Here is a 23,957-nt window from a genome sequence, read left to right on the forward strand (position 1 = left end):
CATTTTTAATCTATATCACTCTATGTTTTAAAAGTTTGTTAATAATAAAAGGAGGCAGCCATACATCAATTTTTGTAAGTAAATTTACAATTCCTAATAGTTTATGGCTGGTAATGATAACGGCACTCAATATTATTATTGCACCTAAACCGGACAGATATGGTAAAAAACCATAGATAATAACCTAAAAACACCATGATATGACCTCGCAACTATTTTCCCTCCTGCAAATAAAAAGCCTTATCCTGAAAAACCGTATCGTAGTATCGCCCATGTGTCAATATTCTGCTACAGATGGTTTTGCAAACAACTGGCATTTGGTACACCTTGGCGCACGAGCCATTGGCGGTGCGGCACTCATTATACAAGAAGCAACCGCCGTTTCGCCCGAAGGACGTATATCTCCCGGAGATTTAGGTATATGGAGTGATGAGCATATTGAAAAATTTAAAGAAATAGCCGAGTTTATATTGCAGGAAAACACTTTTCCCGGCATACAGCTTGCCCATGCAGGGCGCAAAGCAAGTAGGTCGGCACCATGGCAGGGCGGGCGAAAACTTTCTGTTGAAGAGGGAGGTTGGCACACCGTAGCTCCAAGCAGCATAACCTTTATGGAAAATGAACCCGAGCCACCGCAAGAGTTGGACAAAGCAGGCATACAAAAAGTAATTGCCGATTTTAAAGTCGCTGCACGCAGGGCACACGAAGCCTGCTATAAAGTATTGGAAATTCATGCGGCGCACGGCTACCTCATTCACCAGTTTCTCTCGCCGTTATGCAACGAACGTACGGATGAATATGGCGGAAGTTTTGAAAACCGGATACGCCTGCTGTTGAAAATACTGGAAGCCGTAAAAGAAGAATGGCCTTCAGACCTTCCGTTATTTGTTCGCATATCAGGTACTGACTGGGCAGAGGGCGGATGGAATATTGACGAATCTGTAAAACTGGCTGCCATACTGAAAGAAAAAGGCGTGGATGTTATCGACTGCTCTTCGGGCGGTGCAGTGCGCTGGCAGGAAATACCCGCTAAACCCAACTACCAAGTCCCATTTGCCGAACGCATTAAAAAAGAAACAGGCATACATACCGGTACAGTAGGACTTATTACCGAAGCACAGCAAGCAGAAGCTGTTATTGCCAATGGGCAAGCCGATTTGGTATTTTTTGCCAGAGAATCGCTGCGCGACCCGAACCTTGCCCTTACCTTTGCACACGAACTGAATGCCGACATCATTTGGCCTAAACAATACGACCGTGCAAAACTTGAAGATTAAATTTTTATCCTCTAAAGAAGAACAATGCAAAAAATAAAAACAGCTTTAGTATCCTATGGCATGTCAGGCAAAGTGTTTCACGCACCATTTTTGCAAGAGCATAGCGGATATGAACTTGTGGGCGCATGGGAGCGTAGCAAAAAAAATATACAAAACGATTATCCTGATACAAAAAGTTACAATTCATTTGAAGAACTTTTAAACGACTCCGTTGACTTGGTAATTGTAAACACCCCTGTAAATACGCATTATGAGTACGCCAAAAAAGCATTACAGGCAGGCAAACACGTGTTGGTAGAAAAAGCATTTACCGCTACTACCACCGAAGCGGAAGGGTTGGAAACATTAGCCAAACAAAAAGGATTAAAACTAACCGTTTACCAAAACCGCCGTTGGGACAGCGACTTTAAAACCGTTAAAAAAATAGTAGATGAAGGCAACTTGGGTAAACTAATAGAAGCCGAAATTCATTTTGACCGCTATAACCCCAACCTCAGCCCCAAAGCACACAAAGAAACAGGAGAACCCGGAGCAGGCATATTATGGGATTTAGGCTCGCATATTACAGACCAGGCAGTAGTGCTTTTTGGTTATCCTGATGCTGTATTTGCCGACATCAGAAAAACAAGAGAAAACTCTAAAATAGACGATTGGTTTGATATTATTTTATACTATCCTGATAAAAGAGTTCGCCTAAAAGCCGGCTTTTTTATGCGGGAGCCTGTGCACTCGTACATCCTTCACGGCACCAAAGGCAGTTTCCTGAAACAGCGAGCCGATGTACAGGAAGACGAGCTTAAAGAAGGTAAAAAACCGGGAAGCGACAATTGGGGCACAGAGCCAAAAGAAAAAGAAGGATTGTTGCACACCGAGATTGATGGCGAAGTTGTAAAGAAAACGATAGCTACAGAGCAGGGTAATTATGGTGAACTTTTCGAACTTTTATATCAATCCCTTACAACAGGTATAAAAGAACCTGTTACTGCCGAAGAAGGTGTACAGGTGATGAAAATAATAGACGCTGCACAAAAAAGCAGCGCACTAAAACAAGTTGTTGAACTATAAACAATACTCAGAAATGGAAAAAAGACAATTAGGCACTACCAATTTGCACGTTTACCCTGTAACCTTTGGCGGTAACGTATTTGGTTGGACAATAAACGAGAAAACATCATTTGAAATATTAGATGCCTTTACAGGCGAAGGCTTTAATTTTATAGATACGGCAGATGCCTATTCGCGCTGGGCGGATGGTAACGAAGGCGGAGAATCAGAAACCGTTATCGGTAACTGGATGAAGCAAAGAAAAAACCGCGAAAGCGTAATTATTGCTACCAAAGTAGGTTATGATATGGGCGATGGTAAAAAAGGGCTTTCTAAAAAACGGATCCTGCAAGCAGCAGAAGATTCGCTCACAAGACTGCAAACTGATTACATTGACTTATATCAAACCCATTTTGATGATGAAAGTACTCCCATAGAAGAAACGCTGGAAGCCTACCAACAACTGATAAAAGAGGGAAAAGTACGCCACATAGGAGCATCTAACCTTTCGCCGGAAAGGCTTACGGTATCACTTGCGATAGCTAACGAAAAAGGATTGCCTGTTTACAAAACGTTTCAACCGCATTATAATTTATACGATCGTGATAAATTTGAAAACGGACTGGAACAAATATGTCTGGATAACAATCTTGGGGTACTTAACTATTTTTCGCTTGCCAGTGGTTTCCTTACCGGTAAATACCGTAGTAAAGACGACTTTGGCAAAAGCCCTCGCGGTGGCGGTATGGGTAAATATCTTGATGAGCGCGGGCAGAGGATACTGGCAGCCCTGGACAAAACAGCCCATGAGTTAAACACCACTCAGGCTACGGTAGCGCTGGCATGGCTGATACATCGCCCGTCCGTTACCGCCCCCATAGTAAGCGCTACCAGCCTGAAACAGTTAAACAGTATTATAGCTGCGCCTAACCTGCCCGTAAGTCCCGAACAAATTGAATTTCTTACGCAGGAAAGCGCATGGCAATAATGATGTATAATAAATATATGAGAGGCTAAAATGCAGGAAAATGTTACTAAAGAAACCCTGCCTGATAAAAAAGGGTACCGAAAAGTAAAAACAGATTACCTCAACCGCATACGCTGGGCAGTAGGGCTGCTTTATTTTGCTATGGGGCTGTGTTTCGCCACTTGGGCAAGCCGTATTCCTGATATTAAAACATCGCTTGCGCTTACCGAAGCCGATTTGGGTACGGTGCTCTTTGCCATACCCTTCGGGCAACTGGCTATCATGCCTTTTTCGGGCAGGCTTGCCACCAAGTACGGTAGCCATAAAACGGTTCTTATCGGGTTAGTATCATACATCCTTAGCCTTGTGGTTCTTGGTTTGTGTACCGAACGATGGCAACTCTCGCTCGCGCTTTTCTTTTTTGGCATATCCAGCAACCTTACCAATATTTCTGTAAATACACAGGGTATTTATACCGAAGGTATTTTCAGGCGACCAATCACGTCTGCCTTTCACGGCGCATGGAGTATGGCAGGTTTTATAGGAGCATTAATAGGCTTGGGAATGATGGGGCTTAAGGCAAGCCCTTTTGTACACTTTGTTTGTGTGGCTATTTTGCTGGTTATTGTAATACTGGTTAATTACAAATATCTTGTTAAAGTAAAAAAACAGCCGTTACCTCAAAAAAAGAAATTATTAAGCAAACCCGATACCGTACTGCTGTGGCTTGGGGCAATGTCCTTTTGCTGTATGCTGAGCGAGGGGATTATGTTTGACTGGAGCGGAGTATATTTTAAAGAAGTGGTACAAGCACCGGGAGCACTGGTTGTTTTAGGCTACGCCTCGTTTATGATAATGATGGCACTGGGGCGTTTTCTGGGCGATATTGCCATACGAAAACTGGGGCGCAAAAGGGTACTGCAACTCAGTGGCTGCCTTATAACCGTTGGGCTGCTCAGTGCCGTATTCTTCCCCTACCTTATTACCGCTACTCTTGCTTTTATGATGGTGGGTATCGGCGTATCAGGCGTTGTGCCAATAATATACAGTGTAGCCGGTAAAAGACCGGGCATACCGCCGGGCATTGCCCTGCAAACTATTTCAGGCGTTAGTTTTCTTGGTTTTATGCTTGGTCCGCCCGTAACGGGTTACATAGCCCAAGCTACCAGCCTGAGAGTATCATTTGCCATTATAGCTGTTTTTGGTATAGGCATTGCCATTTTAGCCACCAAGGTAAGAGCGATAAGCGAGGCATAAAAAAATTACACTACTCTTTTACAAATCGTAGTTGTTTACTGCCTTTATCAGTTATCAGGGTAACAAAGTGTACGCCATTGGCAAGCCCTGAAATATTCCATGTTGTTTCGGTACTTCCTTCCAGTACTTTTTGCCCTAATGTGTTATAAAAAATTGCTTTTTCTAAAATTACACCTTGCGGAAGTTGCACATTCAGTTGCCCCGAAGCAGGGCTTGGATAAAGTATTAAATCATTTAAGGAAAACTTGTCAGTATTGGCAGTTATTTCGGTACAATTTAAAAAAACTGAAATATTTTTTTGCCCGTCATCGCCGCTGTTATAATTAGATACAACCATATCCGGTTTTTCATCCATATTAAGGTCATCTATAATAACTGTAGTGGCATATAGCCCACCGACAAAACTTATGGGAGCTTCAAAAGTACCATCGCCGTTATTGTTGCCCAGTAATACAGATACGCCACTTGTTTCCGAACCCTCGTTGTTTGTGACAACAAGGTCGGTAATCCCGTCAATATTAAAATCGGTAACCGCTATAGAAGAGGGGTTTGGAACGGTGTAAGTTGTTGGCTCTCCAAAAGTACCATCGCCTGTACCAATATGTATTGAAATATTGCCTGAATCAAAGTTAGGTACAAGCAAATCGGGTATATTATCATGATTTATATCTTCCGGTGTTACACTTCGTGGCGAATCGCCTGTAGTGATATAAGTAGGCGTGTTAAAAGTACCATCGCCGTTACCTGTTATAACCGAAACCGATCCTGCAATATAATTAGCTGTAACAATATCTATATTTCCGTCAGAATTAAAATCAGCTTTAGCAATATTATAAATACCATTATCTCCCGTAAGGTTAATAAATGAGGCCTCACCAAAAGCCCCTGTACCTGTACCCAAAAACAGAGCAACTTTATTATTGCCGCCTCCTGCTGCAAGGTCAATGTGATTATCATTATTAAAATCAGCAGCAACCAGTCCTTTAGGATATTGTTGTCCTGAGTTTATATTGAAAGTACTGAGTGGTGTAAAATAGCCTTCGCCGTCACCTATAAGTATCGTAATATTACCGCCGGTAGAATTAATAGTTGCTATATCGGTTATATCGTCTTCATTAAAATCGCCTGCAACAAGTTGTAATGGCTGTGTGCCTACAGGAAAATTAGAATTGCCTGTAAGAGCGCTATATGTACCATTACCCATATTAATCATTACTTTCACATTATTATACATATTGCCTATAATGGATGTAGAGGCTATATCGGGAAAACCATCTCCGTTGAGATCGGTACTTATAACTGAATTAGGAAAACCTCCTGAAACATAATTGCTCGGCTCAAAACATACGTCCTGCGCATTAGCCGAAATAAAAACTGAAAAAAGTGCAAGAAAGGTAATTTTAAAATCCATCTCTTTATTTTTTAATTAGTTAGCTCGCTAAAGTATATTAAAACCTCTTCAACAGGTGTTAAATTTTAGTTAATTATATTTCACAAATCGCAGTTGTTTACTGCCCTTATCAGTTATCAGGGTAACAAAATGTACACCATTGGCAAGCCCTGAAATATTCCATGTTGTTTCGGTACTTCCTTCCAGTACTTTTTGTCCTAAGGTGTTATAAAAAACTGCTTTTTCTAAAATTACACCCTGCGGAAGTTGCACATTCAGTTGCCCCGAAGCAGGATTGGGGTATAATTGTATGGCTTCAAGAGTATTGATACGTTTTGTACTTAAAATATTTTCATTATTGGCAGAGATTATGTCATTTTCAGGGTCAAACTGCATCGCAACATATGGAAATGCGACTTCTATTATAAATTCCTGCCCGTTAAAGGTATTATCCAGCAACACGTTCTGTTGCTGCCCCTCTGCGCCAAAAAGCCTTATGGTTACCGGCATCTCAAAATAACTTACGGACGGATGGGACTGCGTTTGGCTTATCGTTACTTTAACACCTCCCTCTTCAAGGTGTTCTACTGTTGTTGTATAGCTCGGGTAACCTTCGCCATAAACCCAGTCCTGAAAAAACTCTTCTAAGTCCATTCCGGATGCAGCTTCCAGATGCGCCTGTAAGTCGGCTGTTTTAGCATAGCCATAAGCTAAATCAGGATCGGCAAGATAATTTTTAACCCCCTGATAAAAATCGGCATCGCCCAATTTGTAGCGCAGCATATGGACAACCATAGCTCCTTTATTGTAGCTAAGTCGGCTGCTAAATACCCTGCTTACACTCAGCGTATCGGCTTCGGGAACATAAACACTTCCGCCGGAGAGTGATGTAATAAATTCTGTACGGTCGCCTTTCCAGGCGGTAAAAGCCTCATTGCCATCCATATCTTCTACCACCAAGCCTGATAGGTAGGTAGCAAAGCCTTCGTTAAGCCATATATCTTTCCATGAGCCACAGGTTATTTTATTGCCAAACCAATGGTGGGCAAGTTCGTGTGCTATCAGTTCTCTGTTAAATCCGCCCATAAATGATACCGTAGTATGTTCCATTCCTCCGGGGATGCTGCATTGTGCATGCCCGTATTTTTCCATATGGAAAGGATAGGTTTCAAATAAATCCTCAAACAAATCCATAATAGGCGGTGTTACGGCTAATTGTGCTATTGAATTGTCAACCTCATCAGGATAAAGATAATTTACTATCGAAAAGGTATTGGGGGCAGTTCCTGCGGTTTGCTCGTATATGGAATATTCTGTTACTGCCATGGCAATAAGATAGGCAGGTATTGGATAATTGTGCTGAAAATGAGTAGTGGTTGTGCCGTCGCCGTTATCTGTCTGCGACTGCTCTATTCCGTTAGAAACGCTTGTGTTTTGGGACGGTGCGGTAATATATACATCTATAGTATCTATCTTGTCATTCAGGTCTTGTTTACAGGGCCACCAGTCTTTTGCTCCGTAAGGCTCAGACAGTGTCCATATTTGAGGTATCCCGCTATGATTGCCTGTATTAAACCCGTCAGAGTTTAACGGTGGTTGCCCCGAGTAGGTTACTACAACGGTAGCCTGAGCTCCTTGTGCAATAGGAGTTGGAAAAGTTGCTATAAGCTCATCATCGGCATTTTGTTCAAACATAAGGCTGTTACCGTTTAGTGTAACGGCGCTTACCGTAAGTTGCGAGCTAAGGTCAAATGTAATATCGGGCATATCATCTTTAGCTAAAAAAGTAGTGGTAACCACGCCGTCTATAAAATGTATGCCGGGATTCACCTCAAAATCGAGCCTGTGGTATAATATATCATAATCGCTTGTATTCAGATTAGTAGTAATATGGGTTATGTTATGTGCCGATTTCATTTCGGCTTCTACTATCTGTTGAAAAGTATCACTACCCTGTTGGGCAAAAAGTGACGACAAGCTAAGCAATAAGGCAAGTAGGGAAGTACAATTTTTCATTTTCAATCTATTTTTTTCAAATATACTCATAAAAGTTATTCATTGGTAAACTGCTAACAGTATCAAACTTACATACGTTTTTCTGTTTCAAACAGTTGTGAAAACTCAATATTTACCGGAGGTGTATAATATTATTTTGAAAAAGATATTCTTTCCGAACAAAACGGTGAAGCTTGGCATATGGATTGCTATGGAAAGTTTGCTATTTTATGCAATCATTAATCAATTAACATTTAAACACTTTATGAAAAAAATTATGCTCTTTTTAGCAACCTCGGTAGTTGCTGTTATTACTGCCAATGCACAAAACTATTATTTTGCTGCCTCACAGCAGGATTATTCCGATTTGGAAAACCCGACATCAATAAACAATGGCGAGGTGTGGGATTACAATATTTTCAATGAGGTAGAAATTCCTTTTGATTTTTCAGTGAATGGGGAAATTGTAAGCCGCTTTCTTTTTGATGATGACTTTTTTGTGCTTTTAACCCCTGAAGCCGATTATTTTGAGAGCGAGGAAGGCGTATATTATATATCTACATCATCCATTTATATGCAAGACCGTACTTATAGCAGCGGAGTATCAAGTTCGCCCATCAGTTATACTATATCGGGCGCAGAAGGTAACCGTATCCTTAAACTTGAAATAAAAAATGCCGGTTTAGAGCTTGCTGATGAAAATGGTCTTGATGAAGACGAGTATTACCTTAGCTATCAAGTATGGTTATATGAAGCTGATAACGCTATAGAATTCAGATATGGAGATCATAATATAACCAATATAGAAATTGCAACAGACGGAGAACCCCTTTTTGCCGGATTTGGTAATCCTTACTCTGTTAATATTGTTTATGGAAACATTTTTACCCCTCAATATGGAGAATTTACAGAAGATACGCTTCCTTTAGGCACAACGTTGAGCGAATATCCGTCAAACGGCACTGTGTACCGATTTGCTCCTGCCGAAGTAGCGGGCATACCTGTAGTACAAAAGCAAACGGTATCTTTATACCCCAACCCTGCAACACATACACTTACTATTAAATCAGATAGTTATACAGAAGGAGTTTATACTGTGACAGATATAACAGGTAAAATAATTATGCAAAACAGTATATCTTCAGGTAACACTCAGGTAAATGTAGAAAGCCTTACTTCAGGTATGTATTTCCTGAATATCAACAACAATCATATCAAGTTCCTTAAAAAATAAGCAACATTTAAATACCTTATAAAGTAACGCAAATTTGGGGAAGTGTTTTTAAAACCATTTCCCTAAATTTGCGTTCGACATTTTAATAAAATCAATCATGTTACAGACAGCATTTATTAGGGAAAACAGAGAAAAAGTAATTGAAGCACTGGGCAAAAGAAATTTTGAAGCCGAAACACTGGTAAACGAAGTTATTGCCCTTGATGAAAAAAGAAGAAGCACCCAGGTGGAGCTTGATACTGTTTTGTCGGAATCCAACAAGCTGTCTAAAGATATTGGCGAACTGATGAAGTCGGGCGAAAAAGCCAAAGCTATATTACTTCGCGAAAAAACATCTGAATTTAAAGAAAAAAGTAAAGAACTCAGCGAAATACTTAACAGCGTATCGGAAGAGCTGACGCAGGTGCTATATAAACTACCAAACGTTCCTGCGGATATTGTTCCCAAAGGTAAATCGGCAGATGATAATGAAGAGGTGTACAGAGAAGGCAATATCCCCGAACTGCACGGAGAGGCTATGCCCCACTGGGAGCTTGCCAAGAAATATGATATCATCGATTTTGAATTGGGTAATAAAATAGCCGGAGCAGGTTTCCCTGTATATAAAGGCAAAGGAGCAAGGTTACAACGTGCGCTTATTAATTATTTTCTTGATAAAAATACTCAGGCAGGTTATAATGAAGTTCAGGTACCGCATTTGGTAAACGAAGCATCGGGCTACGGCACAGGGCAACTCCCTGACAAAGAAGGGCAAATGTATCATGTGGGTATAGATGACCTTTACCTTATACCTACTGCCGAAGTACCGGTTACCAATATGTTTCGCGATGTAATTATCGAAGAAAAAGATTTGCCTGTATTATGCACAGGTTATACACCCTGTTTTCGCCGTGAGGCAGGTTCTTACGGTGCACACGTGCGCGGGCTAAACCGCCTGCACCAGTTTGACAAAGTAGAAATTGTACGTATCGAAAAACCGGAAAACTCCTATGCGGCTCTTGATGGTATGGTAGAGCATGTAAAAGTATTACTGAAAGAGCTTGGATTACCTTACAGGGTATTACGCCTTTGCGGTGGCGATATGGGCTTTACATCAGCACTTACCTATGATTTCGAGGTATTCTCTACTGCACAAGACCGTTGGCTGGAAATAAGCTCGGTTTCAAACTTTGAAACGTTCCAGGCAAACAGGCTTAAACTGCGCTACCGAGACAAAGAGGGTAAAAACCAACTGGCACATACATTAAACGGAAGTTCTTTGGCATTGCCAAGAGTACTTGCCGGACTGCTTGAAAACTACCAAACTCCGGAAGGTATTGTTATACCGGAAGTTTTACGACCTTATACCGGATTTGATATTATAAATTAGTAAATTTGTTACTAAAGGTAGGAACGCGGATACCGCGGATTTTACAGATGCTCACAGGTTTATACTTATAGATGCTTATTTTGCGTTTATATACCAATCTGCGAAAAATCTGCCTGATCCGAGTTTTCCGCGTTCAATTTTTATATTACTATGAAAAAGCTGTTACTCTGTATTATCCTTCTTTTCTCGGTTGCCGTTTTCGGGCAAAACGAACAGTTGGCAAATAATTATTTTGAAAAAGGAGAGTTTGAAAAAGCACTGGTTATCTATGAACAGTTAGACGAGAAACAACCAACAAATACTTTTATTGCCCAGCGTATGGCAGCCGCTTATCAGCAGTTGGAGCAATATGACAAAGCGCAGAAACTATTACTCGAAAAACTGGAAAAGACAAACCAGCCCATACTGTTGGTAGAGCTTGGCTATAACCACCAATTACAAAAAAACACCGCCGAAGCCGAAAAGTATTATAAACAAGCTCTGGATGCAGTAGCGCAAAATCCGAGCTATGTGTATAATGTAGCCAATAATTTTGAAAAAAAAGTATTGGTAAAAGAGGCATTGCAAGCTTATGAAACTGCAATGGAGATAAACAAAAGCCTGAATTTTGACTATCAAATGGCACTCTTGCAGGGACAGTTGGGCAATATGGATTTGATGATAGAAAACCTGCTGAACTATGCCTACAAAAACCAACAAAATCTGCCAATAGTGCAAAATCAGCTTTCGCGATTTATGAACGAAGAATCGCCCGAAACATTTAATACCGCACTGCGAAAAGCACTCCTTGTAAACACGCAAAAAAATCAGGATATATTCTGGAACCAATTCCTGAGCTGGTTTTTTGTGCAGCAACGCGACTATGGCAAGGCTTTTATACAGGAAAGGGCAATTTATAAAAGAGAGCCGGACAGTTTCCTGAATATAGTGGCTTTGGCAGAACTTACCGTTGAAGAGGGCGAAAACGAAACAGCAAGCGAAATACTGAATTTTATACTGGAAAACACCCAAGAGCCTACCCTGCAAATGCAGGCGCACAGTCGCTTATTAAAAATAGACATTGCAGCAGCACAGGAAAAGGACTATCCTGCCATTCAAAAACGCATTGACGATTTACTGGCACAGTTTGGCGTAAGCCCTTATTCATTAGACTTACAAGTATTAAAAGCTGACTTTGATGCTTTTTACATGAAAAATCCTGATGCGGGTATTGCCGCCCTAAATACAGCCTTGAAACTGCAACTGAACAAATATCAGGCTGCCGAAGTGAAAATGAAACTATCGGACATATTGCTGCTGGAAGAAAAATTTAATCAGGCAATAATATATTATGCCCAAATAGAGGAAGACCTTAAAAATGATGCCGTAGGGCATGAAGCAAGCCTTAAAGTAGCTAAGAGTACCTACTTTAAAGGCGACTTTGAATGGGCACAAAAACAACTGAAAGTATTAAAATCGTCATCATCGCAGCTTATTGCCAATGATGCGCTGGAGCTTTTTTTACTGATTACCGATAACACGGTGGAAGACAGCACCCAAACGGCTTTAAAAAAGTTTGCCCGAGCCGATTTTAAACTGTATCAGAACAAAAAAGCGGAGGCATTAATCGAGTTTAAAGACATTATTGCTAATGATAAAACCGAAAGCATACAGGATGTTACCCTGCTGCGCATCGGTAAAATATACGAAACACAAGGGCAATATGACCTTGCCCTGCAATACTATCAGGAAATAATTAACAAATATGCCGAAGGTATTTATATAGACGAAGCCCTGTTTTTCTCGGCAGAGATTTACGACAAAAAACTGCAAGACCCCGAAAAAGCGAAACCATTATACGAAAAAGTACTTTTTGAACATCAGGACAGTATTTATTTTGTAGAAGCCCGAAAAGAGTTCCGAAAGCTAAGGGGCGATACAGCGAGTTAAATGCCAATCAAAACGATAATGAAAAACCTACAAAGCATTGTTGAATTTATAGAAATAAATTCTGAAGATATAATCAATAATATTGATATCGAAAGTATTTCTGTCTATTCATTCATAAAAGAAAGATTTATATCATCTAATATTATTGATGATTATATATTTCAATTTGTATACAAAAGCTATTATAGAATTGAAAATGCTGGATTAACTCCTGATTTTAAGAAGAGGTATTTCGAAATTCTTAAAGAACTACAGAATACTAAAAATTTTGAAATTGAAAAAACAATCTCCGATTTATATCGCATAAAAAACCGAAAAAACCAGTTCAGTGTACAATTTTCCTTCACAACAAAATTATTAAATACAATAAATGAAAATCTCCCTATTTATGATAGTGAAGTAGCAAAAGTTTTTTCTTTTTCGCAACCGTATTCACGCCCGTATAATCAGAAAATTGAAATTTACCTAAATCAATACAGTCAAATTAATGATGCTTATAAAAGAATCATAGAAGAAAACCTATTGTACAATGTTGTAAAAAAATTTGATAGTAAGTTTACAAATAACAATATTGGAGCTATAAAAAAACTGGATTTTATTTTTTGGTCTACAGGCAAAATTAAAAATACAATTGGAGATGATGGGTTTCTCTCTATCAAAGAACTGGATTTCATTGACGAATTATCAAATAAACAAATCAACTAACACATGATTATTTACAACGTAACAATAAATATAGACGATACTGTACGCGAACAATGGCTAACATGGATGACGGAAAAACACATTCCCGAAATGCTGAAAACCGGAAAATTTACAAAAGCTAAAATGGTAAAAGTGCTAATTGTAGAAGAAATGGGTGGCACTACCTACTCCGTACAGTATTTTACCGAAAGTAAAGCAATGCTGGAACGCTATTATAAAGAAGACGCTCCTAAAATGCGCGAAGAGGGACTACAGCTTTTTGGCGACAAAATGCTTGCTTTTCGTACCGAACTTGAACTGTTGAAAGAATTTAAACCGGCATAATATTACGCTGCCTAAAGCCTGTTTCCATACAGGCATCACATAATTTGAATGGATAGAGTAAAAGCCAAAAAACATCTGGGGCAGCATTTCCTGAAAGATGAAAGCATTGCCAAAGATATTGCCGACACCCTAACGCTACAGGGGTATGACAAAGTTTTGGAGATAGGTCCCGGTATGGGCGTGCTTACCAAATACCTACTGGAAAAACCCGTTGAAACCTATGTTATAGAAATAGACACCGAATCGGTGGAGTACCTAACCACCCATTACCCTAAGCTACACGGTAAAATTATCTCTGAAGATTTTTTGCGCTATAACCTTAACACCGTTTTTGGCGATGCCCCGCTGGCAATAATAGGTAACTTTCCTTATAACATATCGACACAAATTGTTTTCAGAACCCTCGAAATGCGCGACCGGATACCTGAATTTGCAGGAATGTTCCAAAAAGAAGTAGCCGAGCGTATTTGCGAGAAAAAAGGCAGTAAAACCTACGGAATCCTCTCGGTACTGGCACAGGCTTTTTATGATGCCGAATATCTTTTTACCGTTTCAGAAGATGTATTCATACCGCCACCAAAAGTAAAATCGGGGGTACTCAGACTAAAACGCAAAGAAAATTACCACTTACCCTGCGACGAAAAACTGTTCTTTGCCGTAGTAAAGACAGCTTTTAATCAACGCAGAAAAACACTGCGTAACAGTTTAAAAACATATAACCTCTCCGATAATTTAAAGGAAGATAGTATCTTTGACCTGCGTCCGGAACAGCTTTCGGTGGAAGATTTTATTGTGCTAACCCAAAAAATAGCTGCCAATGGAATTTAAGGTTAATAAGGATTTCATCGCTCAGATAGAGCAATATATCGAAGAAAATCGCGAGAAGGAACTACAAAACCTTCTTGAGGATATTCACTATGCGGATATTGCCGAAATTATGGGCGAGCTTAGTGACTCCGAAGCAACCTATATATTCCATATCCTTGACAGTGAAAAAACGGCTGAGATACTTCTGGAACTTGATGAAGAAGTAAGGGAGAAAATTTTAAAGGAACTTTCGCCAAAAGAAATTGCAGAAGAGCTTGACGAACTTAGTACGGATGATGCTGCCGATATTATTGCCGAACTTCCGCAGGACAGGAAAGAGGAAGTTATCTCTGAAATACTGGATGTAGAACACGCTAAGGATATTGTTGACCTGTTGCGTTATGACGAAGATACGGCAGGTGGACTCATGGGTAAAGAGCTCGTAAAGGTTAATGAAAACTGGAACGTGCTTACCTGTGTAAAAGAAATGCGCGAGCAGGCTGTAAATGTACAACGGGTACACTCTATATATGTGGTTGATGATGAAAACAGGCTTAAAGGCAGGTTATCGCTGAAAGATCTGCTTACCACATCGACTAAAACACCCATAAGCGAAGTATATATCCCTAAAGTTGACTTTGTAAAAGTAAATACTCAGGGGGTAGAGGTAGCGCGTATCATGCAAAAATATGACCTTGAGGCAATACCTGTGGTGGACGAACTGGGCAGGCTTGTAGGGCGCATTACCATTGATGATATTGTGGATGTAATTAAGGAAGAAGCCGATAAGGATTATCAGTTAGCAGCAGGTATCTCTCAGGATGTAGAGGCGGATGACAGCATCCTCGACCTTACCCGTGCACGATTGCCCTGGCTGGTACTGGCATTATTAGGCGGTTTTATAACCGTTAGGGTTATGGGGCTTTTTGAAGGTGCTATGGAAAAACATGGTAACTTGTTTTACTTTACTCCGTTAATTGCGGCAATGGCAGGTAATGTCGGAGTACAGTCGTCGGCTATTATAGTACAAGGTCTTGCCAATAACACCCTTAGCGGCTCGCTATGGAAAAGACTTGTAAAAGAAGTTTCCCTTAGCCTTTTAAACAGCTCTATTTTAGCATCGATATTAATATTAGGAAGCCATTTTCTTTTAGGAGTCAATTATGAAGTTGGGCTTACCGTGAGCATATCGCTTATCTCGGTAATCGTTATCGCCTCGCTTATTGGTACATTCGTACCCATACTGCTGAATAAATTTGGCATAGACCCTGCACTTGCCACAGGTCCGTTTATTACTACCAGTAACGATATTTGCGGAATATTGATTTACTTTACTATTGCGAAAATGATACTTGGGTTTTAGCATTAAGACTTCATTCAAAAAAAGTTACTTCAATTGCATAAACTTTCTTTTCCCAAATGTGTATAAAGGCAAATCCTTTAGAACCCACAAAGGAAAGTTGATAATAATAATTATCTGTTGCGTCTTTTAAAGGAGCACCCCAGTTCCTGAAGGTGGTAGAACAGGGATAGTTTTCAATTAGTTTTTCTTCACTGTCACCAATTACAATACCGTCAACACTAAGAGTATAAGGAATTTTATAATTCCCTTTCGGATAATGTGCATTTATGGTACTGATGCTGCCTGAATCGGCAAACAGTACTTCGAGATTATTTACCCAGTACTCTTTTTCAACAGCAATTTTATTTCCGAAAATAGAATCAGTACTTACCATTTGAAACGGGGCAATCTTATTTTCAAAACCTTTACGCTTCAGTTTATAAATAGGTTTATTATCAACTATAACCTTATCTACCGGTATAGTATCATACACACGCCGATTTATTTCTGATAAAAAATCTTTGGAAACAAAATCTTCAAAACCCATAGTAAGCACATTTTCCAATTTACTTTCAGCATCAAAATATTTCTTTTGTTCTTCCGGAAAGAAAATGGCACAGTTATTTTTTGTGGTATAAATAGTATCCCTATAGCTGTTTATCTGTATTACATACATATTGGGTATTACATCCCCCTTATCATACACCTGTCCTTTGCAATCGCAATTTTCGGCATACCAACTTTCTTTTGCCTCCCTCTTTAATTGCAAAAGGCTGTGTGCCAAATCACGGTCATAAGACACTGTTGCCTGTATGGTAGTCCCTACCGCAGAGACTTCTTCAAAATAATCTTTTATAGTGCACGACCCATTGCGGAACATAACGCCCAAAGTATAAGCCGTTACTTTAGTATTATCTTTAATCTCTTGTGCCATACAGGATATACTTATCAGAAAAAAGAAAAAATGATATCGCATAATTCAGTTGGTTAGTAATAATTATAAAACTAATAATTTTACCCGATAGTATATTAACAGCTCCTTTCTTTAACTTTGTATGACAAAATATTGAATAATGAACGTACACCCTGAACAAATAAAAATCCTTCATATAGACAGTAACCACCCTACCTTATGGCAGCAACTGGAACAGGCAGGGTTTACTAACGAAGCTGACTATACATCTACAAAAGAAGAAACAGAAGCTAAAATTGCAAACTACAACGGGATTGTTATTCGCAGCCGTTTTGATATTGATAAAACCTTTCTGGATAAAGCTGTAAACCTTCAATTTATTGCCCGCGTGGGTGCAGGGTTGGAGAGTATCGACTGCGACTATGCCGAACAAAAAGGCATACGCCTTATCGCTGCGCCCGAAGGCAACCGTAACGCTGTGGGCGAACAGGCGCTGGGTATGCTGTTGTCATTATTTAATAACCTGAACAAAGCCGACAGGGAAATCCGCGAGGGTAAATGGATTCGGGAAGCCAACCGGGGGCACGAACTGGACGGTAAAACGGTAGGTATTATAGGGTATGGTAATATGGGTAAGGCATTTGCTAAAAAACTGCGTGGGTTTGAGGTAACAGTATTGTGTTATGATATAAAACCTATGGTAGGAGATGTTAATGCCAAGCAGGTATCATTACAAGAACTGCAACAAAAAGCGGATGTATTGAGCCTGCACACACCCTGGACTCCTGAGACGGATAAAATGGTGAATGCCGATTTTATAAATGCTTTTGCCAAGCCTTTTTGGCTGCTTAATACCGCACGGGGGAAAAGCGTAGTAACAAAAGATTTAGCCCAAGCCCTACAATCAGGAAAAATTTTAGGGGCTGCGCTGGATGTCTTGGAATATGAAAAATCATCCTTCGAAAATTTGTTTACTAACGATACTACTCCTGACGAATTTCAATACTTGCTAAACGCTGATAATGTATTGCTGTCTCCCCATATAGCCGGATGGACTTTTGAAAGTCATGAAAAACTGGCACAGGTAATTGCAGATAAAATAAAAGTAATTTATTTTGAAAGTAACGTAGCTGAACAAGAAGATAAGCGCGTAACAGGCATAGGCGGTATTTTCTTCAAGTCTGAAAATCCTGGTGCTTTAAGAGATTGGTATAAAAAACATTTAGGGCTTGCTACTGATGATTATGGTTGGTCGTTTTGGTGGAAAGATGCAGCAGGTAATGATGCTATAACACAGTGGTCGCCTTTTGCTGCTGACACTGCCTATTTTGAACCTTCACAAAAACAATTTATGCAAAATTTCAGGGTACATGATCTTGATAACCTTCTCGAAAAACTAAGGGGAGAAGGCGTAACCCTTGTAGGAGAGCCGGAAGTGTATGATTATGGTAAATTTGGCTGGATACTGGACTGCGAAGGAAACAAGATTGAGCTATGGGAACCTATTGATAAAGCATTCCTTTAATATTAAGTTTTTGGGTGTTTTTTGGGTATTTCATAACGTTACGTTAAAAAAAGATTTATTTTAGTACCCCTATAATGGTATCTGATCCGGATAAAATCAGGGAGTAACCGAAAAGCCATACGAGTAGGAACCAACCAAAAACAAATAAATTATGATTGAATGGTATTTAAAAGTAGTTCGTGATAACTATGCAAATTTTTCAGGAAGAGCACGCAGAAGTGAGTATTGGTATTTTGTACTTTTCAGCACTATAATAAGTATCGTACTAAATCTTATCGATATGTTTTTATTAAACATGAGAGAAGTAGGTGTAATTAGTACTATTTATAGCTTAGTTGTATTCATTCCAAGTTTAGCAGTAGCTGTAAGAAGATTGCATGATGTAGGTAAAAGTGGATGGTATTATCTTTTAATATTCCTGCCTATCATCGGATGGATATGGTTGTTAGTACTATTCTTCACAGAGGGAGATAGCGGTGCTAATGAATATGGTCCTGACCCAAAAGCAAATTATAATGAATTTGAAGAAATAGGTAAAACTGACGTATAATAAAAAAAGCCCTTTATTAAAAGGGCTTTTTTTATATTCTTAATGTTCTCCTTTTTCTATCAGTTTACGTTCCAGCTCAGCCTGAAATTCTTCCATCACAGGTTTTACAGTACTTTCCGGCAGGTCGGCAATACGAATGTACATTAACCCATCTACCGAGTTATTAAACAAAGGGTCAACATTAAAGGCGATAACCCTTGCATTCTGTTTAATATACTTTTTTATCAGCACCGGCAGGCGCAGGTTACCCGGTTCTACTTCCTCTATTATTTTGTCGAACTTATTTAGATCCGATTCCGTTTCGTTAAATACAAAATCCTTGTCAGCATCCTTAAGCTTTACTTTATACTCCTTTTTAGGATGCACATACTGGGCAATATAAGGGTCATAGTAATGTGATTTCATAAACTCTATCATCAAGGATTTCGAGAAGTCTGAAAACTGATTACTGATACTTACCCCACCTATCAGGAATTTATGTTCCGGATAGCGCAGTGTAGTATGCACTATGCCTTTCCATAACAGGAATAACGGCATTGGCTTTTGCTGATAATCAGCTATAATAAAAGCACGCCCCATCTCAATAGATTTCGACATCATGTCATACAATTCCGGCTCAAAACGGAAAAGATCGTGCAGGTAAAACCCGTTAATACCATACTTTTTATAAATATCGCTGCCCAACCCCATGCGGTAAGCCCCTGCAATTTGTTTGGTATCATCATCCCACAAAAACATGTGATGGTAATATTTATCATAATCATCAAGGTCAAGCGATTCATTAGTTCCCTCACCTACTGCCCTAAAGGTAATTTCGCGCAGTCTGCCTATTTCATGCAATATATTAGGTATTTTATCTGCCGACACAAAAAATACTTCATAATTTTTACTTTGCAACAGCCGATAATCGCCTTCTCGCAGCGCTACAACCTCAGCCTGTATCTGTTCCTGATTTGCCGGTTTGGCAATTTGTTTGGGCTGGTTTTTAGTGCCTTTTTGGAGTTTTATATTCAAGCCGGCAGTGTCTATAAGTTTTGTTCCCTTTTCAAAAGGATTTGCCAGCATATAGGTTTTACGCCTTAAAAATTCGGAGTATGCCTCCATGCTTTCATGCTCATTTTGTTCCGCTACCGATATAGGCTTCCCAATACGTACTTTTATTACTCTGGATTTTTGGGTAAGCAGTTCAGAGGGTAATTTTGCCGTACGCAAAGTATCGCTAAGTCTGGAAAGAAAGTAAAACAGCCTGCTGTTTTTGGCATGAAAGTATATGGGCACTACAGGTACGTTTGCCTTTTTTATAAGTTTTATAGCCCCCTCTTCCCAAGGTCTGTCAACAACCAGTTTACCATCTCTGTAGGTCGATACCTCGCCCGCAGGAAATATCCCCAGTGGTTTATTCTCACTCAGGTGGCGGAGCGCATCTTTTATTCCTGCAACACTCGATTTAGCATCTTTATGTCCCTCAAAAGGGTTAACAGGCATAATATAACTCTTAACGGGTTCTATGCGGTGCAGTAAAAAATTGGCTATAATTTTAAAATCAGGACGCCTTTCCAGCATTAATTTCATCAACAAAACCCCGTCTAAGCCTCCCAGCGGATGATTAGAAATTGTTATATAAGCACCTTCTTTGGGCAGGCGTTTAAAATCTTCTTCGGGAATTTCAAATTTTATCTTAAACTCATCGAGTAATGCGTTCAGGAACTCCACATCAGGCAAATGTTTATGCTTGTCGTATATTTTGTTTATCGTGGAAATCTTCAAAACCTTCATCAGTATCCAGCCTGAAAAAGTCCCTAAAAAACCATATTTATCAGTCTTTATTGCTTTTGCAACTTCTTTAGCGGTAACTAGGCTCATCTGCATTATTATGTTTCGGCGAAAAACAAAGATAACAATTCTGATGAAACGTTAAAATGGAATATTTTTTTTAACGCTTTAATTATTTAAATGCTTAAATAGCTACCATTAAAGCATTTAAGGTCAAATATTACAACCCAAGTTTAATATATATAGTTTTTTGGTTACTTTTGGGTTGTTAATTTAGCTTATGAAAATTATTTCTTACAATGTAAACGGCATACGCGCTGCATTTACAAAAGGTTTTTTAGACTGGCTGAAACAAGCCGCCCCCGATATTATATGCCTTCAGGAAACTAAGGCAAACGAAGATCAGGTTGCCGTAAAAGAGATAGAAGCGGCAGGCTACCCCTATCACTACTGGTTTTCGGCACAAAAAAAAGGCTATAGCGGCGTAGCAATACTCTCTAAACACAAACCGCTTAATGTGGTATATGGCACGGGTATAGACTATATGGATGCCGAAGGGCGCAACCTTAGGCTGGATTTTGAGGACTTCTCCGTAATGAGCCTTTACCTGCCATCAGGAACAAATATTGACAGATTAGACCACAAGTTCCAATATATGCGCGATTTTTACGATTATATAAATAACCTAAAGAAAGAAATACCCAATTTGATAATTTGCGGGGACTATAATATATGTCATGAAGCCATAGATATACACGACCCTATACGCAATGCAAAAGTATCAGGCTTCCTGCCCGAAGAACGTGCCTGGCTCGATTCATTCATCAAAAACGGGTTTATAGACAGCTTTAGGCATTTTAATAAAGAACCGCATAATTACAGTTGGTGGAGCTATCGTGCCAATGCCCGGAATAACAACAAAGGGTGGCGTATAGACTATTGTATGGCAACTGAACCAATGCAGGAAAGACTGACAAGAGCCTTGATATTGCCCGAAGCCAAACACAGCGACCACTGCCCTGTAGTAATTGAATTTGAATAACGAACGGATATAAATTGAACAAAAAAATGATGATTAAAAGAATTTCTGTCGGATTACTTGCTTTAGTACTTACTACCTCATGCGTATCCTCTAAAGTATATAAAGACCTTGAAAATAAATATGCCGACCTGAAAAAGGAGAACAGGTCGCTGGCTGACGAAAACAGTGCTTTGTCAAAAGACAAAAACCAACTGGACTTGCAGGGGAAAGACCTGCAGGCACAACTGGAAAAAACTAAAGCGGAACGCGACAAACTGGCTTTCGATTATGCCGCGGCACAGTCGAGCCTTAATACCTTAAAATCGTCTTACAGTGCACTGGAGAAAAACAGTAGTGAAGCGCTTGACAGCAACATGAAGAAAAATCGTGAGCTACTGGCACAACTTGAGGCTAAAGAGAAAGCACTTGCTGCAGAGCAGGAAAGGCTGAACAAGCTGAAAAGCGACCTGCAAGACCGCTCGCAACGTGTGGATGAACTGGAGGGTATGATAGCCAACCAGGAAGCCAGCCTGAAACGACTGAAAGAAACCCTGAGCAAAGCACTAAATAGTTTTGAAGGTAAAGGACTTACCGTAGAACACAAAAACGGAAAAGTATATGTGAGTATGGAAAACAAACTGCTTTTCGGTTCGGGTAGCTGGACAGTGGGTGCAGAGGGGCGCAGAGCTGTTAGCGAAGTTGCGAAAGTACTTGCTGATAATCCTGATATTGCTGTACTGATAGAAGGACATACTGATAATGTGCCTTATAACGGTAACGGACAAATAGCTGATAACTGGGATTTATCTACCAAGCGTGCTACCGCTATTGTAACTATTATTAAAGAAAACAAAGGTGTTGACCCTAAAAATCTTACAGCAGCAGGACGTGGAGAGTATGCCCCGATAGCCAGTAACGAAACTGCCGAAGGCAAATCGAAAAACAGGAGGATTGAGATTATCCTGACTCCGAAACTGGACGAAATTTCTAAAATGCTTAACGAGATATAATAAGTATTCCTATAGATTGTATATACCAAAAACCCCTCTGCAATGCAGAGGGGTTTTTATGTTTTGATGCTGTGCTAATAAAACATTTTTTATTTTTTAGACTCTTCGCTTTATTCGGAATAACAAGCCCATTATTTTACTGACAGTTTATGGTTATATACCGCATCATTACTGCCTTTAACCTGAAGCAGGTATAACCCTGAAGGCAACCCGCTTACAGTAAATGTGTTATCAGAATCACTAATCTTGTTTTCTATCAGCAGCTTCCCGCTCATGTCATATACGGTAATGCTTTCAGGCTGTATGCCATTTCCGGCTTGTATGGTAACAACATCATTTGCGGGATTAGGGTAAACTTTAAATACCGAACCGCTAAAAGTATCTGTGGCAGCAGTACTATCGATTATCTTATATACTTTACCGCTGGCATTGCCTGCTATATATAGTTCTCCATTATTATCCTTCCCGAAGGTAGCAAAAAAGTTTCCGTCGAAAGCCTCACTCCACGTAACTTCAAGGCTGCTGTTTACCATCCCTATTTTATTGTTACAATAATCGGCAAAAAGATACATGCCCTGCAATGCAGGATACATACTGCCTTCATAAACATAACCTCCTGTAACGGAGCACCCAAAAAAATCTTCGCCAACATAATGATTATATGTTACTACAGGCCATGTAATTTCTTCGGCAGCAACACATCCGTCTGTGTTAAACTCATCATTCCCTTCATAGCATCTCCAGCCATAGTTCAATCCGCCTGTAGCAGCATCCGATTTATTTACTTCTTCTATAATTCCCTGACCAACATCGGCAATCCATATATTGCCATCGGCGTCAAAATTAAATTTCCAGGGGTTACGGAATCCGTAAGCCCATATTTCATCGGCTCCGTCAGTCCCTACAAACGGGTTATCGGCAGGTATGCTGTATGGGCTGCCATTATCAACATCAATACGTAATATTTTACCAAGCAGCAAATCCAGGTTTTGGGCATGGCTGTTAGGGTCTTCCCACTCACCGCCATCACCTATAGCTATGTATAAATAACCCCCGGGACCAAAACGCATACAACCGGAGTTATGAACAGCTCCGGGCTGGTCTATACTAAGTATGGTTTCGGCACTTGTTGCATCTGCCACATCAGGATTTGCACTAACGGTATATTTAACGATAGCGTTATCTCCATCCACATCGGTATAGCTTATAAAAAATATTCCGTTTTGGGAATAGTCAGGATGGAAAACCATACCCGACAGCCCTTGCTCATTCCCGTCATAAGACACAAGGCTGCTTACATCCAGAAAAGGGTCTTCGTTAACACTGCCATCCGGGTTAAGTATCCGGATAAGTCCCTCCTGTTGCACAATAAAAAGACGGCTGTCTCCCGCATTAGCAATTTCGGTAGGTTTCACAAAATCGGCTCCTACTTCTTCAAGTGCAATAGTTTGGCCCAAAGCGATTGCGCTGCAAAGCAAAGCGCCAGCAAATAGTAATTTTCTCATCGCAAATTTATAGATTAAAA

General features: G+C 39.9%; 19 protein-coding genes and 1 pseudogene. 15 read left to right on the top strand and 5 right to left on the bottom strand.

The window, feature by feature from the left end; all coding sequences use genetic code 11:
- The first annotated feature begins 200 nt into the window (after positions 1-200).
- The 4 genes from E0W68_RS06160 to E0W68_RS06175 are packed head-to-tail and all read left to right on the top strand — an operon-like array spanning position 201 to position 4,545.
- Positions 201-1,277 (top strand): NADH:flavin oxidoreductase/NADH oxidase, encoded by a 1,077-nt coding sequence (locus E0W68_RS06160; protein ID WP_135218545.1) that lies wholly within the window; start codon positions 201-203, stop codon positions 1,275-1,277.
- A gap of 24 nt (positions 1,278-1,301) precedes the next feature.
- Positions 1,302-2,342: a Gfo/Idh/MocA family oxidoreductase gene (locus tag E0W68_RS06165; RefSeq protein ID WP_135218546.1), complete on the top strand. Its 1,041-nt coding sequence runs from the start codon at positions 1,302-1,304 to the stop codon at positions 2,340-2,342.
- A gap of 13 nt (positions 2,343-2,355) precedes the next feature.
- Complete coding sequence (locus E0W68_RS06170; protein ID WP_135218547.1) at positions 2,356-3,309, top strand: aldo/keto reductase; 954 nt, start codon at positions 2,356-2,358, stop codon at positions 3,307-3,309.
- Positions 3,310-3,339: 30 nt separating this feature from the next.
- Positions 3,340-4,545: an MFS transporter gene (locus E0W68_RS06175; RefSeq protein ID WP_135218548.1), complete on the top strand. Its 1,206-nt coding sequence runs from the start codon at positions 3,340-3,342 to the stop codon at positions 4,543-4,545.
- A gap of 10 nt (positions 4,546-4,555) precedes the next feature.
- Here the strand turns inward: E0W68_RS06175 and E0W68_RS06180 are convergent, their stop codons facing one another.
- Both E0W68_RS06180 and E0W68_RS06185 read right to left on the bottom strand, forming a co-directional pair.
- On the bottom strand, positions 4,556-5,956 hold the full coding sequence (locus E0W68_RS06180) for a T9SS type A sorting domain-containing protein (protein WP_135218549.1): 1,401 nt from the start codon (positions 5,954-5,956) through the stop codon (positions 4,556-4,558).
- Between the two features lie 69 nt (positions 5,957-6,025).
- On the bottom strand, positions 6,026-7,951 hold the full coding sequence (locus E0W68_RS06185; protein ID WP_135218550.1) for a M1 family aminopeptidase: 1,926 nt from the start codon (positions 7,949-7,951) through the stop codon (positions 6,026-6,028).
- 244 nt (positions 7,952-8,195) lie between these two features.
- Here E0W68_RS06185 and E0W68_RS06190 point away from each other — a divergent pair, with 244 nt between their 5' ends.
- The 7 genes from E0W68_RS06190 to mgtE all read left to right on the top strand — a co-directional run bounded on the left by E0W68_RS06190 (position 8,196) and on the right by mgtE (position 15,661).
- Positions 8,196-9,164: a T9SS type A sorting domain-containing protein gene (locus E0W68_RS06190; RefSeq protein ID WP_162845812.1), complete on the top strand. Its 969-nt coding sequence runs from the start codon at positions 8,196-8,198 to the stop codon at positions 9,162-9,164.
- Between the two features lie 97 nt (positions 9,165-9,261).
- Positions 9,262-10,533, top strand: coding sequence for a serine--tRNA ligase (gene serS, locus E0W68_RS06195; protein ID WP_135218552.1), 1,272 nt, complete (start codon positions 9,262-9,264; stop codon positions 10,531-10,533).
- Between the two features lie 150 nt (positions 10,534-10,683).
- Positions 10,684-12,462 carry a tetratricopeptide repeat protein gene (locus tag E0W68_RS06200; protein WP_135218553.1) on the top strand — a complete coding sequence of 593 codons (1,779 nt, stop codon included), beginning with the start codon at positions 10,684-10,686 and terminating at the stop codon, positions 12,460-12,462.
- A gap of 18 nt (positions 12,463-12,480) precedes the next feature.
- Positions 12,481-13,167, top strand: coding sequence for a hypothetical protein (locus E0W68_RS06205; protein WP_135218554.1), 687 nt, complete (start codon positions 12,481-12,483; stop codon positions 13,165-13,167).
- A gap of 3 nt (positions 13,168-13,170) precedes the next feature.
- On the top strand, positions 13,171-13,491 hold the full coding sequence (locus tag E0W68_RS06210; RefSeq protein ID WP_135218555.1) for a DUF4286 family protein: 321 nt from the start codon (positions 13,171-13,173) through the stop codon (positions 13,489-13,491).
- Between the two features lie 48 nt (positions 13,492-13,539).
- Positions 13,540-14,319 carry a 16S rRNA (adenine(1518)-N(6)/adenine(1519)-N(6))-dimethyltransferase RsmA gene (rsmA, locus tag E0W68_RS06215; RefSeq protein WP_135218556.1) on the top strand — a complete coding sequence of 260 codons (780 nt, stop codon included), beginning with the start codon at positions 13,540-13,542 and terminating at the stop codon, positions 14,317-14,319.
- Positions 14,309-15,661: a magnesium transporter gene (mgtE, locus tag E0W68_RS06220; protein WP_135218557.1), complete on the top strand. Its 1,353-nt coding sequence runs from the start codon at positions 14,309-14,311 to the stop codon at positions 15,659-15,661. The genes rsmA and mgtE overlap by 11 nt, the downstream gene beginning before the upstream one ends.
- Positions 15,662-15,671: 10 nt before the next feature.
- On the opposite strand, the gene E0W68_RS06225 is transcribed toward mgtE, so the two are convergent.
- A complete protein-coding gene (locus tag E0W68_RS06225; protein ID WP_135218558.1) occupies positions 15,672-16,574 on the bottom strand; it encodes a hypothetical protein in 903 nt (300 codons plus the stop codon).
- A gap of 139 nt (positions 16,575-16,713) precedes the next feature.
- Between E0W68_RS06225 and E0W68_RS06230 the strand changes: the two are divergent.
- Together E0W68_RS06230 and E0W68_RS06235 are read left to right on the top strand one after the other, a co-directional pair.
- Positions 16,714-17,667 (top strand): annotated as a pseudogene (locus tag E0W68_RS06230) (2-hydroxyacid dehydrogenase); the annotation flags it as partial.
- A 562-nt stretch (positions 17,668-18,229) separates the two neighbouring features.
- Positions 18,230-18,628 carry a DUF805 domain-containing protein gene (locus tag E0W68_RS06235; RefSeq protein WP_135218560.1) on the top strand — a complete coding sequence of 133 codons (399 nt, stop codon included), beginning with the start codon at positions 18,230-18,232 and terminating at the stop codon, positions 18,626-18,628.
- Between the two features lie 39 nt (positions 18,629-18,667).
- On the opposite strand, the gene E0W68_RS06240 is transcribed toward E0W68_RS06235, so the two are convergent.
- Complete coding sequence (locus E0W68_RS06240) at positions 18,668-20,491, bottom strand: GNAT family N-acyltransferase (RefSeq protein ID WP_135218561.1); 1,824 nt, start codon at positions 20,489-20,491, stop codon at positions 18,668-18,670.
- A gap of 190 nt (positions 20,492-20,681) precedes the next feature.
- Between E0W68_RS06240 and E0W68_RS06245 the strand changes: the two genes are divergently transcribed.
- Both E0W68_RS06245 and E0W68_RS06250 read left to right on the top strand, forming a co-directional pair.
- Positions 20,682-21,443 carry an exodeoxyribonuclease III gene (locus E0W68_RS06245; protein WP_135218562.1) on the top strand — a complete coding sequence of 254 codons (762 nt, stop codon included), beginning with the start codon at positions 20,682-20,684 and terminating at the stop codon, positions 21,441-21,443.
- Between the two features lie 29 nt (positions 21,444-21,472).
- Positions 21,473-22,432, top strand: a complete 960-nt coding sequence (locus E0W68_RS06250; RefSeq protein ID WP_135218768.1) for an OmpA/MotB family protein — start codon at positions 21,473-21,475, stop codon at positions 22,430-22,432.
- Between the two features lie 131 nt (positions 22,433-22,563).
- On the opposite strand, the gene E0W68_RS06255 is transcribed toward E0W68_RS06250, so the two are convergent.
- Positions 22,564-23,937: a PQQ-dependent sugar dehydrogenase gene (locus E0W68_RS06255; protein ID WP_135218563.1), complete on the bottom strand. Its 1,374-nt coding sequence runs from the start codon at positions 23,935-23,937 to the stop codon at positions 22,564-22,566.
- Between the last annotated feature and the right edge of the window lie 20 nt (positions 23,938-23,957).

The sequence above is a fragment of the Flavobacterium salilacus subsp. salilacus genome (genome assembly GCF_004634195.1).
Taxonomy (GTDB): domain Bacteria; phylum Bacteroidota; class Bacteroidia; order Flavobacteriales; family Flavobacteriaceae; genus Flavobacterium; species Flavobacterium salilacus.

Excerpts from the sequence above, each read along its gene's own strand:
- E0W68_RS06160 (WP_135218545.1), top strand. The coding sequence starts at position 201 with ATGACCTCGCAACTATTTTCCCTCCTGCAAATAAAAAGCCTTATCCTG.
- E0W68_RS06165 (WP_135218546.1), top strand. The coding sequence starts at position 1,302 with ATGCAAAAAATAAAAACAGCTTTAGTATCCTATGGCATGTCAGGCAAA.
- E0W68_RS06170 (WP_135218547.1), top strand. The coding sequence starts at position 2,356 with ATGGAAAAAAGACAATTAGGCACTACCAATTTGCACGTTTACCCTGTA.
- E0W68_RS06175 (WP_135218548.1), top strand. The coding sequence starts at position 3,340 with ATGCAGGAAAATGTTACTAAAGAAACCCTGCCTGATAAAAAAGGGTAC.
- E0W68_RS06180 (WP_135218549.1), bottom strand. The coding sequence starts at position 5,956 with ATGGATTTTAAAATTACCTTTCTTGCACTTTTTTCAGTTTTTATTTCG.
- E0W68_RS06185 (WP_135218550.1), bottom strand. The coding sequence starts at position 7,951 with ATGAAAAATTGTACTTCCCTACTTGCCTTATTGCTTAGCTTGTCGTCA.
- E0W68_RS06190 (WP_162845812.1), top strand. The coding sequence starts at position 8,196 with ATGAAAAAAATTATGCTCTTTTTAGCAACCTCGGTAGTTGCTGTTATT.
- serS (WP_135218552.1), top strand. The coding sequence starts at position 9,262 with ATGTTACAGACAGCATTTATTAGGGAAAACAGAGAAAAAGTAATTGAA.
- E0W68_RS06200 (WP_135218553.1), top strand. The coding sequence starts at position 10,684 with ATGAAAAAGCTGTTACTCTGTATTATCCTTCTTTTCTCGGTTGCCGTT.
- E0W68_RS06205 (WP_135218554.1), top strand. The coding sequence starts at position 12,481 with ATGAAAAACCTACAAAGCATTGTTGAATTTATAGAAATAAATTCTGAA.
- E0W68_RS06210 (WP_135218555.1), top strand. The coding sequence starts at position 13,171 with ATGATTATTTACAACGTAACAATAAATATAGACGATACTGTACGCGAA.
- rsmA (WP_135218556.1), top strand. The coding sequence starts at position 13,540 with ATGGATAGAGTAAAAGCCAAAAAACATCTGGGGCAGCATTTCCTGAAA.
- mgtE (WP_135218557.1), top strand. The coding sequence starts at position 14,309 with ATGGAATTTAAGGTTAATAAGGATTTCATCGCTCAGATAGAGCAATAT.
- E0W68_RS06225 (WP_135218558.1), bottom strand. The coding sequence starts at position 16,574 with ATGGCACAAGAGATTAAAGATAATACTAAAGTAACGGCTTATACTTTG.
- E0W68_RS06235 (WP_135218560.1), top strand. The coding sequence starts at position 18,230 with ATGATTGAATGGTATTTAAAAGTAGTTCGTGATAACTATGCAAATTTT.
- E0W68_RS06240 (WP_135218561.1), bottom strand. The coding sequence starts at position 20,491 with ATGAGCCTAGTTACCGCTAAAGAAGTTGCAAAAGCAATAAAGACTGAT.
- E0W68_RS06245 (WP_135218562.1), top strand. The coding sequence starts at position 20,682 with ATGAAAATTATTTCTTACAATGTAAACGGCATACGCGCTGCATTTACA.
- E0W68_RS06250 (WP_135218768.1), top strand. The coding sequence starts at position 21,473 with ATGATTAAAAGAATTTCTGTCGGATTACTTGCTTTAGTACTTACTACC.
- E0W68_RS06255 (WP_135218563.1), bottom strand. The coding sequence starts at position 23,937 with ATGAGAAAATTACTATTTGCTGGCGCTTTGCTTTGCAGCGCAATCGCT.